Source organism: uncultured Pseudoalteromonas sp., from assembly GCF_963922945.1.
In the GTDB taxonomy this organism is placed as follows: domain Bacteria; phylum Pseudomonadota; class Gammaproteobacteria; order Enterobacterales; family Alteromonadaceae; genus Pseudoalteromonas.
The window spans coordinates 13,341-29,875 of sequence record NZ_CAWUKC010000015.1; the positions used below are offsets into that span (position 1 = coordinate 13,341).

At 41.1% G+C, this 16,535-nt stretch carries 20 protein-coding genes and 2 pseudogenes; 13 read left to right on the forward strand and 9 right to left on the reverse strand.

The features are described from left to right. The first annotated feature begins 46 nt into the window (after nt 1–46). Together AABI99_RS05330 and AABI99_RS05335 are read left to right on the forward strand one after the other, a co-directional pair. Entirely contained in the window at nt 47–733 is a 687-nt protein-coding gene (locus AABI99_RS05330) for a cupin domain-containing protein (protein ID WP_338364155.1), read from the forward strand. A 3-nt stretch (nt 734–736) separates the two neighbouring features. Further along, nucleotides 737–1,846: an FAD-dependent oxidoreductase gene (locus tag AABI99_RS05335; protein ID WP_338364157.1), complete on the forward strand. Its 1,110-nt coding sequence runs from the start codon at nt 737–739 to the stop codon at nt 1,844–1,846. A 383-nt stretch (nt 1,847–2,229) separates the two neighbouring features. Here the strand turns inward: AABI99_RS05335 and AABI99_RS05340 are convergent, their stop codons facing one another. Beyond that, nucleotides 2,230–2,601: a helix-turn-helix domain-containing protein gene (locus tag AABI99_RS05340; RefSeq protein ID WP_338364159.1), complete on the reverse strand. Its 372-nt coding sequence runs from the start codon at nt 2,599–2,601 to the stop codon at nt 2,230–2,232. Between the two features lie 119 nt (nt 2,602–2,720). On the opposite strand from AABI99_RS05340, the gene AABI99_RS05345 reads away from it, so the two are divergent. Genes AABI99_RS05345 through AABI99_RS05355 form a run of 3 tightly spaced genes read left to right on the forward strand, consistent with a single transcriptional unit; the run spans nt 2,721 to nt 4,225 of the window. Then, nucleotides 2,721–3,302 carry an NAD(P)H-dependent oxidoreductase gene (locus AABI99_RS05345; RefSeq protein ID WP_338364161.1) on the forward strand — a complete coding sequence of 194 codons (582 nt, stop codon included), beginning with the start codon at nt 2,721–2,723 and terminating at the stop codon, nt 3,300–3,302. A 9-nt stretch (nt 3,303–3,311) separates the two neighbouring features. After that, nucleotides 3,312–3,854: a peroxiredoxin-like family protein gene (locus AABI99_RS05350; RefSeq protein WP_338364163.1), complete on the forward strand. Its 543-nt coding sequence runs from the start codon at nt 3,312–3,314 to the stop codon at nt 3,852–3,854. Between the two features lie 8 nt (nt 3,855–3,862). After that, complete coding sequence (locus AABI99_RS05355) at nt 3,863–4,225, forward strand: hypothetical protein (protein WP_338364165.1); 363 nt, start codon at nt 3,863–3,865, stop codon at nt 4,223–4,225. 493 nt (nt 4,226–4,718) lie between these two features. On the opposite strand, the gene AABI99_RS05360 is transcribed toward AABI99_RS05355, so the two are convergent. Further along, on the reverse strand, nt 4,719–5,603 hold the full coding sequence (locus AABI99_RS05360) for a LysR family transcriptional regulator (RefSeq protein ID WP_338364167.1): 885 nt from the start codon (nt 5,601–5,603) through the stop codon (nt 4,719–4,721). A 166-nt stretch (nt 5,604–5,769) separates the two neighbouring features. Here AABI99_RS05360 and AABI99_RS05365 point away from each other — a divergent pair, with 166 nt between their 5' ends. Both AABI99_RS05365 and AABI99_RS05370 read left to right on the forward strand, forming a co-directional pair. Beyond that, nucleotides 5,770–6,252 (forward strand): DUF2938 domain-containing protein, encoded by a 483-nt coding sequence (locus AABI99_RS05365; protein WP_338364169.1) that lies wholly within the window; start codon nt 5,770–5,772, stop codon nt 6,250–6,252. A gap of 21 nt (nt 6,253–6,273) precedes the next feature. Continuing rightward, entirely contained in the window at nt 6,274–6,684 is a 411-nt protein-coding gene (locus AABI99_RS05370; protein ID WP_338364171.1) for a disulfide bond formation protein B, read from the forward strand. Nucleotides 6,685–6,792: 108 nt separating this feature from the next. On the opposite strand, the gene AABI99_RS05375 is transcribed toward AABI99_RS05370, so the two are convergent. From AABI99_RS05375 to AABI99_RS05395, 5 genes and pseudogenes are all read right to left on the reverse strand, one after another. Beyond that, nucleotides 6,793–7,383, reverse strand: a complete 591-nt coding sequence (locus tag AABI99_RS05375; protein ID WP_054982011.1) for a TetR/AcrR family transcriptional regulator — start codon at nt 7,381–7,383, stop codon at nt 6,793–6,795. 126 nt (nt 7,384–7,509) lie between these two features. Continuing rightward, nucleotides 7,510–8,460, reverse strand: coding sequence for a thioredoxin-disulfide reductase (trxB, locus tag AABI99_RS05380; RefSeq protein WP_338364181.1), 951 nt, complete (start codon nt 8,458–8,460; stop codon nt 7,510–7,512). A gap of 19 nt (nt 8,461–8,479) precedes the next feature. Continuing rightward, a complete protein-coding gene (locus AABI99_RS05385) occupies nt 8,480–8,803 on the reverse strand; it encodes a thioredoxin domain-containing protein (protein ID WP_338364183.1) in 324 nt (107 codons plus the stop codon). A 468-nt stretch (nt 8,804–9,271) separates the two neighbouring features. Further along, nucleotides 9,272–9,472 (reverse strand): annotated as a pseudogene (locus AABI99_RS05390) (GNAT family N-acetyltransferase); the annotation flags it as partial. Nucleotides 9,473–9,635: 163 nt separating this feature from the next. Then, a pseudogene (locus AABI99_RS05395) lies at nt 9,636–9,878 on the reverse strand (GNAT family N-acetyltransferase); the annotation flags it as partial. A gap of 171 nt (nt 9,879–10,049) precedes the next feature. Here AABI99_RS05395 and AABI99_RS05400 point away from each other — a divergent pair. The 6 genes from AABI99_RS05400 to AABI99_RS05425 are packed head-to-tail and all read left to right on the forward strand — an operon-like array spanning nt 10,050 to nt 15,327. After that, nucleotides 10,050–10,568 carry a DUF2796 domain-containing protein gene (locus AABI99_RS05400; protein WP_338364185.1) on the forward strand — a complete coding sequence of 173 codons (519 nt, stop codon included), beginning with the start codon at nt 10,050–10,052 and terminating at the stop codon, nt 10,566–10,568. A gap of 60 nt (nt 10,569–10,628) precedes the next feature. Next, entirely contained in the window at nt 10,629–11,963 is a 1,335-nt protein-coding gene (locus AABI99_RS05405) for a dihydroorotase (RefSeq protein WP_338364187.1), read from the forward strand. A 17-nt stretch (nt 11,964–11,980) separates the two neighbouring features. Further along, entirely contained in the window at nt 11,981–12,889 is a 909-nt protein-coding gene (gene folE2 / locus AABI99_RS05410; protein WP_338364189.1) for a GTP cyclohydrolase FolE2, read from the forward strand. Nucleotides 12,890–12,917: 28 nt separating this feature from the next. Then, a complete protein-coding gene (locus AABI99_RS05415; protein ID WP_338364191.1) occupies nt 12,918–13,478 on the forward strand; it encodes a DapH/DapD/GlmU-related protein in 561 nt (186 codons plus the stop codon). 18 nt (nt 13,479–13,496) lie between these two features. Next, the gene (locus tag AABI99_RS05420) at nt 13,497–15,116 is read left to right on the forward strand and encodes an HAD family acid phosphatase (RefSeq protein ID WP_338364193.1); all 1,620 of its coding nucleotides are present in this window, start codon (nt 13,497–13,499) and stop codon (nt 15,114–15,116) included. 43 nt (nt 15,117–15,159) lie between these two features. After that, a complete protein-coding gene (locus AABI99_RS05425; RefSeq protein WP_338364194.1) occupies nt 15,160–15,327 on the forward strand; it encodes an SEC-C metal-binding domain-containing protein in 168 nt (55 codons plus the stop codon). Between the two features lie 84 nt (nt 15,328–15,411). Here the strand turns inward: AABI99_RS05425 and AABI99_RS05430 are convergent, their stop codons facing one another. Next, the gene (locus tag AABI99_RS05430; RefSeq protein WP_338364197.1) at nt 15,412–15,849 is read right to left on the reverse strand and encodes a hypothetical protein; all 438 of its coding nucleotides are present in this window, start codon (nt 15,847–15,849) and stop codon (nt 15,412–15,414) included. Between the two features lies 1 nt (nt 15,850). Further along, entirely contained in the window at nt 15,851–16,429 is a 579-nt protein-coding gene (locus AABI99_RS05435; protein ID WP_338364199.1) for a DUF3299 domain-containing protein, read from the reverse strand. Nucleotides 16,430–16,535 lie beyond the last annotated feature (106 nt).

Below are 16,535 nucleotides of genomic sequence, written 5' to 3' on the forward strand. Positions count from 1 at the left end.
GAGCAATAACTTATGTTATTGCTCTTATTTTATTTAGGTTGGACAAATGCGAGTCAATTCAGATTTTTCACAACAAGCTTCCATGCTAGCAAGTCAATATAGTTGGCAAACATCGCCTCAGGCGGGTGTTGAGCGGGTAATGCTCGACAGAATAGGCGCTGAAAAAGCCAGAGCAACGAGCGTAGTACGCTACGCGCCTGAGTCTACTTTTCCAAGCCATGCTCACCCAGGTGGAGAAGAAATAATGGTACTTTCGGGCACTTTTTCAGATGAGTCGGGCGACTACCCACAAGGCTTTTATTTACGAAACCCACCAGGGTCTTCACATGCACCTAAAAGTAAAAATGGCGCAACCATTTTTGTAAAACTGTGGCAAATGTGCGTAACAGAAACCGCCCCAGTGCGCATAAATACACACGATCCGGCTACGTGGATAACCCAAAATAGCCGCCTAATATGCCCGCTTTATAAAGATGATAACGAGGTAACTAAACTGGTTAAGTTAACCCCGCAACAGCCCCTATTTGATAGCCTAAAAGCATATAATGCCTTAGAGCTATTTGTACTAGGCGGCAGCGTAATACACAACGAGGCAGAATATTCAAAAGGAAGCTGGCTAAGGCTGCCAAGTAATAATAAAGCGTTAATATCAGCGGGAAATAACAGCGCTACAATTTACCTAAAAGTAGGAGACTTTAACAATATAGGCAAAAACATAGGCTGTGGAGGCTAAATAATGCGTACAAAAATTGCGATTATAGGCGGTGGGTTAAGCGGCGTGTATGCAGCTTACCAGTTAGAGCAACAAGGCATTACCGATTACATATTACTTGAAGCCAGAGACCAATTAGGTGGCCGTATTATGGACTTTACAAGCCTGTCGCAAGCGACAACAAATAGCTTTGATCTTGGCCCAACGTGGTTTTGGCCAGAGTTTCAACCGCAATTAAATGCGATTATTAAAACCCTAAACCTAGAAACATTTGCCCAGTACGAGCAAGGCAATACGTTAGTAGAGCGCTCACATACACAGCCGCCCATAGCAATGCCCGGTTATACGCATGCGCCTACGTCTATGCGGTTAAAAGGTGGTATGGGCACACTTATTAATGCCTTACATGCAAAGCTTAGCAACAAACAAATAGTGACCGGCGCTTTGGTTAAAACAATTACCCACCAACACGGTAATATTGAAGTTAACTTTAGCACCTCAAACACAACCGATAATAAAGTAAACGTTGAGCACGTAATGCTTGCGCTACCACCACGCTTAGCCGCAAGCCAAATAACATTTACCCCCGCATTGCCAAGCAATTTAGTATCGCAGTGGCAAAATACCGCAACCTGGATGGCACCCCACGCTAAGTATATTGCTGTGTACGATACGCCATTTTGGCGCAAACAAACGCTCTCGGGCAGTGCCCGCAGCAGCGTTGGGCCAATGGCAGAAATACACGATGCATCAAACCCACAAGGCCAAGCCGCATTATTTGGCTTTATTGGCATACCCGCCGATGATCGCAAACGCATTAGTAATGAAGATTTAATCACCCATTGCAGGGCGCAGTTAGTCAGGCTTTTTGGCGCACAAGCCGCCACTCCCAAAGCCGATATTATTAAAGACTGGTCACAAGACCCACTCACAGCAACACATTTAGATACACATGCTGCGAATACACATGCACCAGCACCTTACATAACTGCGCAAAATGGCCCGTGGCATCAAAGCTTAGTCGGGATTGGCAGTGAGTGGTCGGTGCAATTTCCGGGCTATGTTGCCGGTGCGGTTGATGCAGCAAACATAGGCGTTGAGCTGTATTTAAAAAATGTTAAGCGTGCTGTGTAATGGCTGAGAGTTGAGCTAAGCGTTTTAATGAATTGCTCATAACGGCTGGTGATGGGCGGTTATGAGCGAACTACGGAGATTAGACATAATTTTTGCGCAAATCCGCTACAGACAAAGAGCGGACGCTCAGGTTTCAAAACTCATAGTGCTGCTTTGTGCCAATAGAGGATCACCAGCCTAAACTCGTTTTTGCCCCAAAACGAGTTAACGTAAATGCTCTAAGGGTGGCTTTAAGCGGAGAGCAAAGAGTCGAACAAAATCATTTTTGGACAAAAGTGATTTAACGTAATTACTCTATAGGTCGCAAAGTTACCCTAAATTCTAGGCTTGCTCATCTGATACGGAAAGACCACTGTTAAATATTGACTTGGAACAGGTAAAAACTACTTTGAATTTAACTCTATCCCATTTGCCTCTGACCATTTTCTTAAATCATCTAAAATAGAAAGTGCTGATTTGCCAAAATCAGTAAGTTCGTATGTAACAGCTATGGGTCTATCGCTTATAACCCTTCTAATTACCATACCTTCTTCTTCAAGTTCCTTGAGACGTTGATCAACCATTTTTTTTGTTGCGCCGCCTAGCATTCGAGTCAAATCATTAAATCGGACTGGCTCATCTTTTAAATGATAAATGATTGATCCTTTCCATTTTCCACCGATCAAACGCATACCTTTTTCAATCGCGCAAGGCTCCATGCACGCGTTATAAACTTTTTTTCTTCCCTTACCATCTGTTTCTATTGAACTTTCCACAGTTTCTCTCTTATTTTCTTAAGGTTACTAAAAGTATACTAATTGATTGCAGTTAAAAGGTATATAAAATATACCACGGTTAGGCATTCAGAATAAATTTTATTTTTGGAGAAACACAAATGAGCAATATTTTAATTATTAATGGTCACCAATATTACCCTTTTTCAGAAGGCAAGCTAAACACTACGCTAGTAGAAAAAGCAGTTTCTATATTAGAGGCAAAAGGCCATAAAACTCGCGTAGTTACAATCTCAGAAGAGATTAATATTGAGAAAGAACTTGAAAATCATCAATGGGCTGACATCGTAATTCTTCAAACCCCGGTAAACTGGATGGGTGTTACCTGGTCATTCAAAAAATACATGGATGAAGTCTATACAGCGGGTATGGGTGGTGCACTATGTGTTGGTGATGGTCGTGACGAATCTGCACCTAAAAAGAACTATGGCATGGGTGGCACACTAACTAATACAAAATACATGATGTCTCTAACGTTAAATGCGCCAGAAGAAGCGTTTAATGATGAAAACGAATTCTTTAATGGAAAATCAATTGATGACCTATTATTCCCTATGCATATGAACTTCAAGTTTTTTGGTATGAAGCCTATGGAAACATTTGCATGCTTCGATGTGATGAAAAATGCAGAGATTGAAAGCGACTTCAAACGTTTTGAAGCTCACATTAACAAACATTTTTAAGGGGTAGTTATGAGCGTTGAATATACTACTAAATTACACGCGGGAGCTGACTTCCCTGTAATTGAAGCAAAGCTATTAAATGGTGATATTAAAAAGCTTTCTATTCCTGAAAATGGTTTGGATTGGAAGGTGGTTGTTGTTTACAGAGGTCAACATTGCCCTCTTTGTACACGATACCTGAACCAATTAGAAAACGCGAAAGACTTACTTGCTCAAACAGGCGTAGATTTGATCGCCGTTTCTGGTGACAGTAAAGAGCAACTCGAAAGTCACATGGAAAGACTTAATGTGGCTTTCCCTATTGCATACGGCCTTACCCTTGAACAAATGAAAGAGCTTGGGTTGTATATATCAGATCCAAGGTCCCTAGAAGAAACCGATCATCCATTTGCTGAACCGGGGCTATTTGTAGTCAATAGTGAAGGAAAAGTTCACGTAGCAGACATTTCTAACAATCCGTTTGTAAGACCTGAACTTCAGTCTCTAATTAGTGGCTTAGCTTGGATACGAAACCCTGACAACAACTACCCAATTCGTGGTATGCATAAATAGGAGCTACTATGAAAAAGGTTGTATTGACTGCTGTTATTTCAGCCCTATTACTTGGAAACGCATTTGCAGATGACACAATAGTCGAACCTGCTCACATCACATCCCCAAAACAATATAAACTTCTTCTTGAGAACGAACAGGTTACGGTGCTTAAGATGACACTTAAACCTGGAGAACAAGATAATTGGCATAAGCACAATGCTGAGACTGTTTACTTCGAAAAAGGTGGCAAGGCAACGATAATAACGAGTGAAAAAGACATGACTTTGGAGATCCCGGATGGCTACGTGATGTGGCATGACCAATGGGAACACCAAGTTAAAAATGTTGGTAACAAAACAATCACTGCAATTATCGTAGAGAAGAAATAATGATGTCAAAGACCCAAACTAACGATTGAAATCGTTTCTGGTGTGATATGTCCTAGGTGTGTAATTGGCTATAGTCGCTTAAAAGCAGCATTAGCCAATTGCCTTGCCCTGAATCTTTAGTCACTCTGTAGCATTGAATTAGAACGATTGGGACAGTTTGGTTTCCATTCTAATGAGCATAAACAATTTAATCATGAATGACTGCTCATGACACAGCACCGCCCTTCGCTCATAGTTGACCTCTGTCCCTAAAAGTGCAATTTCCGCAATACGTAATCTTCTGCCGCTTAATTACAAATAATCGAACACCAGCTTTTGGCACTCTCCAGCCCCTCAACAACATAAAATACTGTAATAATTGGCAAGGTATTTTAGTGTGTCGGATGGCGCTTCGCTTATCCGACCTACACAGGCACATACCTAACAGCTTAACTTAATACTCCCCCTAAATTATTAATTCACTTTAACGCTCTACATTTAACAGCAAAGCCATTTACACATTTGAGCGTGTTGATTCTATAAACCCTTTTACATAATCAAGCTGCAAGTCGCCATCGCGTACGCCTACATTCACGCTTTTTTGCAGGCCTTTATTACCTATGCTAATGCCTTTTATGCCTAAACGGCTTTCGTGCGACGATACTAGCCACTCGGGTAGTGCTGCCACGCCACGATTGGCAGACACTAATTGCAGCATCATTTCGGTGCTTTCTATGGGTACTCTGCGTTTGGGTTGCACGTTAGCGGGGTCTAAAAATCGAGTGTATACATCTAAGCGGTTGTAACCTACGGGTACGGTGTAAAGTATTTGGTCTTCGAGGTCTTGCGCTGTAACAAACGCTTTGTTGTATAACGGGTTTTGCTCGCTCACGACAATACATAAATTGTAGTTAAACACCGACCTAAAGTTTAAGCCTTTTATATTGATGGGGTCGGGGGTTATTAGCACATCTATTTCGTTGGCTTTGAGCGCTGCTATGCCATCAAATCTAAAGGCACTTTTTATTTCTACGTCTACCTCGGGCCATGCTTTTAAAAATTGCTGAATTTTACCCATTAACCATTGCTCACACGGGTGGCATTCCATGCCTATGCGCATGATTCCTCGGCGGCCTTGGGCAAACTCTTGTAATACTCGCTCGGCATATTCAAACTCGGCGACCATTTTGTCTGCAAGCGAAAGTAAATACAGCCCCGCCTGAGAATATACAAGCGTGTTACCTTTACGATGCCACAGTTTTACGCCAAATCGGCGCTCTAATTTAGCAATAGTATGGCTCACAGCCGATTGACTTAAGTTTAAACTTTCGGCCGCGGCGGTCACGCTTTTAAGGCGATTAACCTCTTTAATAATGTGTAGATGATTACGTTCAAGCATTATGATTTAAATTCATTCCAAAACCAGTTTTTACCATTAGTGTTCATAATTGTATTTTGGTAATATTATCACATTACATACCCAAGTCTATGCACTTTGCTGTTGTGCTATGTATATACACCAGCAAAACACCTCGCATTTAACGTATTACCAGGAGATACAGCCTATGTTTAGCGACTCTATCTATACTTTTATATTAATAGGTATAGGGGGCACACTAGTGTTAGATATTTACGCGGGGTTACTCGCTAAGTTTTTTGATTTACCCGCCACAAATTGGCGATTAGTTGGTCGCTGGGTGGGCCATATGAAGTCGGGGCAATTTTGTCAGCCTGCGCTACCTAAGGCCGAAAAAATACCGGGTGAGCTTGGTATTGGTTGGGTTGTACATTATCTAATAGGCATTGCGTACGGTTTAATACTAATGGCGTGTGTAAACACCCAATGGCTTAATTTACCAACCATACTCCCTACCTTACTGGTTGCGTGGTTTGGCATAGTTGCCCCCTTTTTTATAATGATGCCGGGCATGGGAGCGGGTATAGCTGGTGCAAAAACACCTAACCCAACAATTACGCGCATAAAAAGCTTTGCAGGGCACACTGTATTTGGCTTAGGCATGTTTTTAACCGCACTGGTTTTAGCATAATTTTAAGTAGGAAAGCAGACTATGAACATTTTAAATTTAAGCACCTATTCTACGCATATAAAAATAGTGGGCTTATTAGCTATTGTTATTTCAATAGCTGCGTGGAGCACAGATTTATTAGGCATAGTGTATGCGTGCCCCTATTGTAGAGTGCAGCGCACTGTAATAGGCCTGTTAGGCTTATTATTAATAACGCCTGCGGTTACACACTGGATAGGCAAATATTTTGCTTTAGTAATTGGCTTTTTTGGCGCAACAGTGGCCGCTAATCAGCACTTTATGAGCTGGAAAAAAATATCAGCAGGCACCTTTGAATTTAAAGATAACCTGTTAGTTGACCCCTTTATTTTATCGGCCTGTGCGCTAACAGGTATTATTGGGCTCACTTATTTAGCAGTAGCAGCCGCAAAATTACCTGCTAAAGCGGTTTAACATTAAATAACGTTACTAAAACCAGCAAGGCGCACTTTTATTAAAAGTGCGCCTTGTTTTTAATTTATGTAGTTAACTGCTCTAAATCTGTATATTTCAATCTACTTATTACCACCTATCTAAAAATAACTCACAGGCTTCTAATAGTTTTTCGCGTGCAATACCGTCTCTTGATTGAATAGAAAGGCCATTAATAAAGGTATCTAAAATTAGCATAAATTGCTCTACGGGCATTTCTTGTTGCCACTCTTGCTGGGCTGTTCCGCGCTCTATGCATTTTACAAGCGCTTTACGAATGTCGTTGCGTACCGACAGCGCCATTTGCTCAACTTCTTTATTTTCGTCGCCGCAATTTAAGCCAGATAAAACAATCATGCAGCCCGATGGTTGCTTAGTTGAGGTTTGCATATGAATGGTTTTAAACACCATGTTTTTAATCGCTGCTTTTGCAGGAACCGACTCGTTTTCTAACTCCGAAAAGGTCTCTCCACAGGTGCTGGTATAAAGTGCTAAACATTCACTGTATAGAGCTTGCTTTGAGCCAAATGCTGCGTAAAAACTCGCAGATGAAATATTGCCTAACACTTTGCGTAGCTCAGCTAAAGAAGTGGATTCGTAGCCTTTTTGCCAAAATAAATCCATTGCACTTTTTATTGCATCTTCACGGTTAAACTGGCGTGGGCGTCCGGTTCGGGCCATATAAATTACCTCAAGTAAGTAAATTTTAAATAAGTGTATTGTTAGTTAAAACACTCAAGCCCGAAATACTAAGTATTGTCGGGCATTGTGCTGATCATATCATAAGTTTTAAATACAGTTGCTGTGCTAAGCACCTAAGCGAGTAAAGTATTGCTCTACATCTAGTGCTGCTTTACACCCAGAACCTGCAGATGTAATTGCCTGCCTATAATGGTTATCGCTTACATCACCTGCGGCAAATACGCCAGGAATATTCGTTAATGTTTCACCATTTTCAAACCCAGAATACACATTAATGTAGCCATCGCGCATATCAAGCTGATCTTTAAAAATATGTGTATTAGGCTGATGCCCAATGGCAATAAACACCCCATTAACGCTCAGTGTTTCTCTATCTTGCTCCGGTAACGTTGATTTAATAGTAATTCCTGTAACGCCGTTAGCGTCACCCACTATTTCATCTACTTGGTTATTCCACTTAATAGTTACTTTACCTTGCGCTACTTTATCAAATAGGCGCTGCTGTAAAACCTTTTCGGCACTGAGTGAATCACGACGGTGAATAAGCGTAACGTGCGAGGCAATATTAGCTAAATATAAAGCCTCTTCTACAGCGGTATTACCACCGCCAACCACAGCTACGCTTTGGTTTTTATAAAAAAAGCCATCGCAGGTTGCACACGCCGATACACCCTTACCTTTAAACTCAGTTTCGCTTGGTAGGCCAAGGTACTTTGCCGATGCGCCCGTAGAAATAATTAACGCATCAGCGGTGTAAGTTTGCTGACCTTTAAGGACATACGGCCTTTGCTGCAGATCCACGTGTGTAATGTAGTCATGCACGATTTCGGTATTAAAATTTTCAGCATGTTCTTTAAACTGCCTCATCAGTTGTGGCCCCTGAATACCCGTTGGGTATCCTGGCCAATTTTCAACATCAGTTGTTGTTGAAAATTGGCCACCCACTTCAAGTCCAGTAATTAGTAATGGTTCAAGGTTTGCTCTAGCTGCATAAATTGCTGCAGTGTAACCAGCAGGTCCTGAACCCAAAATTATCAACTTTCGATGTGTACTCATTTACCACCTCTTTGGCGTACTAATCTTTTAAAATTAGCGCTTGTAGCTCTGGCGCAGGCATCATACCTACAGAGCGATTTACTTCTTTACCGTTTTTAAATACAACCACAGTAGGAATACTTCTTACCGCTAATTTGGCTGCAACTGATGGAAAATCATCAATATTAAGCTCACCCATAATAATGTTTTCATCGGTAAGGTTATCGGCTACTTGCTCGTAAATAGGCGACATCATTTGGCATGGAGCACACCACTCAGCCCATAGTCTTACAACTAATTTAGCGTCTTTTTTGTTTAGCGATTCGAAGTTTTCATCATTTAATTTAATTACTTGGTTAGTCATTTTAGTCTCCTAGTTAAAAGTAAAAATCGACCCACAGTGACACACCTATATTTCGCCTAACAGGGTATTTATATATGCAAACTACGCATAATAAACATCAGAGTTATAAACGTGTTTTAAAGAGAGACTAATTAAAAAAGAGGAACAAACTCTTAAAAGTCTCAACTTTAAACCCGTTACCCTACACACTTATGGATCGATTGATCCGAAATTTACACGCAAGAAGAGGGAGTGTCAACAACTTATAGAACACTCAATCCACAAATAAGTAAAATTAACACTTAAGAGGCCGTGCTAAGCTATTATCAGGAGGCAGGTATATTTTTATTTTTTAAATTAAAGCAATGAGTTATAAAGTAAAAAAACAGCACAGCTAGGAGCTGAAATTTAAAATAATTAATTTGTAGTTTTTAGGGTAACAGCAGGGTGAGTGAGCTATATACAATCGGCAGCGACAAAATAAATGAGTTAATGGCTAATTTTAATAACCGCTAACATATCGTCTTCGTCCTCATCGAGGCCCACTTCCTCAAACCCAAAGCCTGAATAAAACTCTTTAGCTATTGGGTTTTGCGGGTTGTAACAAATTTCGATTTGTTCAAGCTTAGGATTTGTTTTAATCTCTTTAATTGCCATAGCCAATGCTTTGCGCCCAATGCCTTTATTTTGATAATACCAACTCCATTAAGTATGTGTTCTAAATTTTACGCCGAAAAAACCATTCAGTTCTAGGCGTAAATTGATGTAAATGGTTGTTCCCTTTACGAAATTTAAAACAAAGAAATGGGTTGTTTTAGCAAGTAAAATAGAGCAGCTATTTATTGGAGTTGGTATAAGTTTTATCAACCATAAAGCGCCAAATAGAAACCTTTGTTGGAGTTTCTTGTACCCACATAAAAAAGCCTACTGGCAGAGCATATAGGTAAATCGCTTTACAGGTATACCCGCTATTATAGTGCGCCTCAACTAGTGATCACATATTACACGCTACGTATTCTTCTTGTGTTTTAGCAAGGCCTAAATCGCATACGGCTTCGTAATTATTGGCGGTGATGTCTTCCAATGAGAGTTTCATGTTTTTCCTTAAAAATACATTATTTATGTAGCTATAAACTTACCAGAAGCTGTACCTATAAAAAATAAGTGATTACTTAAAGAGCCTTAATTATTACCTTTTTAGGATAAAAACAATATGTTATATTATAACAATTAATGTATTTAGCTCTATTTAAGTAAGGCTTAGTTTATGAAAACGTTTATAAAAGGGTTGAGCATTGCTCTGCTAGTAGGGTTGGGTTTTAGCGCTCATGCACATACTCATAAACATGTGCATGGAGAGGGTGAGTTACTTATTGCCCAAGAGGGCAGTGTGCTACAAATGCAGTTTATTATTCCTGCTGCTGATGCGCTAGGTTTTGAGCACCAAGCTGCAAGTTCAACCGATAAAACTGCGATTAATGTACTTGCCCAGCAGTTAAAAAATAGCAGCCAGGCTATTGATATAGATGGACAGTGCATTTTACAGAGCACCGAAAACTCACTGGCTCACAGCCACAGTGAGCACGATGAGCACGATGAGCACGATCATCATAATGTTGAAGCGACTTACAATTTTAACTGCAAATCACCCGTTGTGGGCTTTTCGGTCACATTGTTTAAGTTAATGCCTTCACTTAATGCGCTTAACGTGCAGTGGATTAGTAACACAGGACAAGGCTTTAAAGAGGTGACGCGCAATAACCCTATCATTAATTGGCAAAGCTAATATTTGATCACCAACGCGTATTACTCCTACATAACCTGCTAATAAAAAGAGCCTATAAGCATGAAAAGCCAACTTATAAAAAATGCCAGTGTAGTAAATCAAGGTATAACAAAAACCTTAGATGTACGTATTACTAACCAGTTTATTGAATGCATTGCGCCTAATATCACCCCGAGCGAAAACGATGATGTAATTGACGCAAAAGGCGCGTACTTACTCCCTGGTATGATTGACGACCAAGTGCATTTTAGAGAGCCAGGGCTTACTCATAAAGGCTCTATATTAACTGAATCACGCGCAGCAGTGGCCGGCGGCATAACCAGCTATATGGAAATGCCCAACGTTAATCCTTCAACCACAAACAAAGCGGCACTTGAAGAAAAATACGCCATAGCCGAGCAGCACTCTTATGCCAATTACTCTTTTTACCTTGGCGCAACCGAGCACAATTTAGAGGATATTAAAGCGCTCGACCCTAAAAAAGTCTGTGGCGTAAAAGTGTTTATGGGGGCATCTACCGGTAATTTATTAGTAGAGAACCCACAAGCGCTTGAGGGAATTTTTCGTGAATGCCCCGTGCTGATAGTTACCCACTGCGAAGATGGTAAAACCATTAGCAAAAACACTCAGCGCTATGAGCAACAAGGCATTATACCAAGTATTACCGATCATCCTAAAATACGCGACGCAGAGGCTTGTTATGCTTCATCGTCGTATGCGGTGTCGCTTGCTAAAAAGTACAATGCGCAATTGCATGTATTACACATAACCACCGAAAAAGAGCTGAGTTTATTTACTAAAGGCGATATAGCCCATAAAAGCATTACCGCAGAAGCCTGTGTACACCATTTATACTTTAGCGAGCAAGATTACGAAGCCTTGGGCAACTTAATAAAATGTAACCCTGCCATAAAAGCTAACACCGACCGCGATGCGCTTATAAACGCGGTTAAAAATAAACAAATAGATATTATTGCCACCGACCACGCCCCGCATACGTGGCAAGAAAAACAAACCGATTATATTAACGCGCCAGCAGGTTTACCCTTAGTAGAGCACGCACTTTTAAGCTTACTTGAGCATGTAAAGCACAACCGCTTAAGCATTGAACAAGTAGTAGAAAAAACCGCGCATAACCCCGCGCTGCGTTTTAAAGTAGATAAACGCGGCTTTATAAAAGAAGGCTACTACGCCGATTTAGTGCTGATAAGTACACAGCAAACCACAAAGGTGAGCCACGACGCTTGCCGCTACCTATGCGGTTGGACACCTTTTGACGGGGTTGAGTTTTCTTCAAAAATACTCAGCACTTGGGTTAATGGCGAGCGCCTTTACGATGGCAAAACGCTCACTAAACCAAGCAAACCTGCTATGCCTCTTATTTTTAATCGTTAACCGGAATAGTTAAATTTATGAATGCTAAAAGCCATTTGCCCGATATTACTTCGCAGCCTAATTCTTTTAATGCACGCCCATTACAATGGGTGGGTATGGAAGAGGTTTCGCTGCCGTTACATATTTTAAACAACAAAGGTGAGCAACTACATACTCACGCCAAAGCAGGCATATTTGTTAGCCTTGATAAAGAAAATGCTAAAGGCATACATATGTCGCGCTTGTATTTATTACTTAATGAGCAATTGGCTAATAAGCCTCTTAACGGCCAAGTTTTAACAACGCTAGTTGAAAACATGCTGAGCTCTCAGCAGGGCTTAAGCTTAAGTGCCAAAGTAGATTTAGCTTTTGAGCTTATAATAAACAAGCCGGCGCTTTTGTCTAAACAATCTGGGTTTCAGGCGTATCCAGTGGCTATTAGCAAAACAATCAATAATGGCGTTTTTAATACCGAGCTTAGCCTAACAATTCCTTATTCTAGCACGTGCCCCTGTTCGGCCGCGCTTTCTAGGCAAGCGTTAAGCGACGCCGTAGCAGAGCAGTTTACAGAGCAGCAGCTTGATAAAAACACTTTATTAGAGTGGCTTACATCGCAGCAAGGCAGTGTAGCGACCCCGCACAGTCAACGCTCGTATGCGTATATAACTATGAGCTTACAAGGCGAGCAACTTCCTGATTTACCCACTCTTATTACACAAATGGAACAAGCCATAGGCACACCAGTGCAAACCGCGGTAAAACGAGAAGACGAGCAAGCCTTTGCCAAATTAAACGCCGAAAACTTACTGTTTTGTGAAGATGCCGCCCGCAGGTTAAAGCACGCCCTTGAGCAAAATACAGATATTTGCGACTACCACTTTAAAGTTGAGCACCAAGAAAGCCTACATGCGCACAATGCCGTAGTGTACGACCAAAAATTTGCATAGTAAGCGCGTTAAATAGTAAGGAGTAAACATGTTAAGAAAAAACCCAAACGGCCACATGCCAAGCGTAGCGCAAAGTGCATTTATAGACCCAACCGCCATTATTTGCGGTAAAGTGATTATTGAAGACAACGTATTTATTGGCCCCTATGCAGTAATTAGAGCCGACGAAGTAGACGACACCGGCGACATGCAGCCTATTGTTATTAAAAAAAATTCAAACATACAAGATGGGGTGGTTATTCATTCTAAATCGGGAGCGGCGGTAACTATTGGCGAGCGTACATCTATAGCGCACCGCTCAATTATACATGGCCCATGTAGTGTAGGTGACGATGTATTTATTGGCTTTAACTCCGTAGTATTTAGAACCGATATTGGTAACGGCTGTGTAATTAGGCACAACTGCGTAATTGATGGGCTAGATTTACCAAACAGTTTTCATGTACCGCCAATGACCAATATAGAGCCTGGTTTTGATTTAAACAGCATAAGTAAAGTACCGCCAGAGTACTCAAGCTTTTCTGAATCGGTGGTTTCGGCCAATCACGATTTAGTAAAAGGCTATAAAAAACTGGCAAACGAACTCTAACAACAAAGGATAAATTTCATGAACGTGCTTAATGCATTAACAATTACTTTTATTGGCGCACTTAGTATTGGCTGTACCTCTAGCGTAACACCTACAAATAGTGCCGCAGCTGAGCCTAGCGCACTAATGGCAAACACAGCGCAGCCATTCAAAGTAGTAACGTGGAACGTTGAGCACTTAGCTTACCCAATTAACACCGGCTGCAAACCCAGAACGCCTAGCGATATTGAGGCTATGAAAGCCTACGCAAATAACTTAAATGCTGATGTAATCGCCCTGCAAGAGGTAGCGTCTAAAGAAGCATTAAAGCAAATATTTCCCCAAAGTGAGTGGCAACTTATTGTGTCGAATAGGGCTGCAAGCCCAGCATACACATGTCGTAAAACGGGGGCTTTATCAACTCAGCAAAAAGTGGCTTTTGCAGTAAAAAAAAGCATTCCGGTGTTAAAAAGTATGCCCTTTGAAGCGCTAGGTTTAACAAAAGCAGGGCTACGTTATGGTTTACAATTAACAGTAAACACGCCACAGGGCGCCACCGATATACTTAACGTACACATGAAAAGCGGCTGTTTTGTAGATGACTACCTTAAAAGTGACTCGCCAGCATGTAAAACCTATGCCCAACAAGCACCGGTTTTAGATAGCTGGATAGCAAAGCGCGAGACAGCAAACACTCCATACATTGTACTGGGTGATTTTAACCACCGTATTTCTGCTCCCTATAATCGATTAACCCGCACTTTAATAAGTAATGAGCGCTCAACAAACATAACCACTAAAAATTTACCCGGTTGCCAAGCACGCTATCCTGCGCCTATCGATCATATAATTGTGGGTAAAATGGACGCTGAAAACATTGCAAACTCTGCTCAAGTGCATCTTTTTAAAAATATGCAAAAAGAGGCCATGCTGAGCGATCACTGTGCGGTGTCGGTGTCTATTGCCGATAACACAAACGCACTATCAGCATCGGTTTTGTGGCAAACAACTAGCAAAGAGTATGAGGCATTAACAACTTACATGTATCAACAAGCTCAATCAGCAGTGGCGCAATTACCACGCTCTGCAACTAATTGGGTGGCTGTGATGGATGTAGATGAAACCGTACTTGATAACTCGGCTTATCAAAAGCAAACCGAACTGAGCGGTAAAGGTTATACCTCAGATACGTGGCAAGCCTGGGTAAAAAGCGAAAATGCAACGCTAGTACCTGGTGCTAAATCGTTTATAGAAGCACTTTATGAGCAGGGCGGCAAAGTAGCCTTAATTACCAATCGCAGTAAAGCAAACGATGAACACACATGGAATAACCTTAAAGCCGTTGGCTTACCTATCACGGTTGAAAATACCTGTTTAATGGGCCGTTCTGAGGCTGATAAAACGGCTGTAGATGGCACACACTTTATTAACGATAAAGACCTTCGCCGCCAACAAATAACACAAGGTAAAGCCGACTGTTATAGACCTAAAGGCACGCAAAATAACTGGCAACAACCGCAGGTTATTAAATTTCAGATAGGTGATAATATAGAAGACTTCAGTGGCATCACCCAAGAATCGGCTAATATAGAAGCGTTACAACCAAAGCTTGGAAAGTCTTTATTTTTACTACCAAACCCTATGTACGGCTCGTGGTAGACACTATTTAACCAAAGCTCAGGTTATTTAAAAAGGAAAAAACATGACAGATAAACCTTCAACGCCAAGCAGTTCAGGCTGTACTAACACAAGCTGCTGCCCGCCACCGCAAAGCCCGATTACACGTGGCACGCCTAAAGTCGGGCGAAACGATCCGTGTGTATGTGGTAACGGCCGTAAATATAAAAAGTGTTGTGGTAAAAACGCATAAATTGCAGCAAAGCTGCTTTTAATTTAGGTATAAAAAAAGGGCTAACGTAATGTAGCCCTTTTTTAATTTATAAATTAAATATATTTAACTCGCTGTTACTTCTATTTTTTGCTCAAGTGTAAAAGGCTTTTCGTTTAAAAAGCCGCTTATTTGCACCAAAATTTCTGATCTACCGGGTTTACTAGCAACGTATTTTAAGCTGTGTATTCCACGATTACGCTCTAGTAGTATTGATGGCTTGCTGGTCAGCTTAATACCTTGTGGCGCTACAAATTTAACGCTTACCGCACTGTAACGTTTAGGCACTGAATAGCTAAAATTAGCCGTGCTTGTATCGCCGACATATACTTGTGCTTTTTTAGCGTGCTTTACAGAAAAACGTTCAAGTATAGGAGTTTGAAAGCTTTGACGCGCAAACGGATGAAATTGATTTAAGCCAACTCCAGAGTGAAACTCGCACGCATTAACGCCAACAGACGCACTTGCTAACACTAAAGAGCAGAGTAGGTATTTTTTATTCATATTATTCCTCGTACGGTAAAACTCGGTCTAACGTTAGCTCGTAAGCCGAGGTACCTAATTCGTTTTCTACGGTATTTATTGTTATTTTTCCTTCAAACCAAAATGCGTCGTAAAGGCTTTCAAGCTCAACGCCTTGCTCATATTTAACATATATTATTTGGTTTGGCGGCGGTGGCGGCATATGCAAACACGCCCCAAAGTAAGGCACTATAAAAAACTCACTAATGCGTTGACCTTCCTCAGATTCAAGCGGCACAATAAAACCAGGCACGCGAATCTTTTTATTATTATAGCTCTCAATCACGCGTGCAGAGCTTAAAGCTTGCTGGTAGCGTTTTTCTTGCTCGTTTTCGAATACTTTGGTGTTTAGGCTATCGAGTGTATCTTGCTCTGAGCCATCTTCAATTTCGGTTAAATACTCTGGCGGATTAAGCAGTGCGTTCAAATCGTCTTTAGGCATTAACTGAATCCACTCTATTTCTTCGTAGCTTGAACTGTTAGCCACTGACTCACAAGTAAATACTAAACTGGCCAAGGCTATAGCACACCAAGCAACCATTTTAGTTACATTTTTTGACATATTTTCATCTCAATTGGCTTAGGGCTTCAGAAAAAACGTTATAACATATCGACCATTATCAAACCATAGGAGTCTTCTCTTTGCCTAATATAGTCTCTTCGGCCTC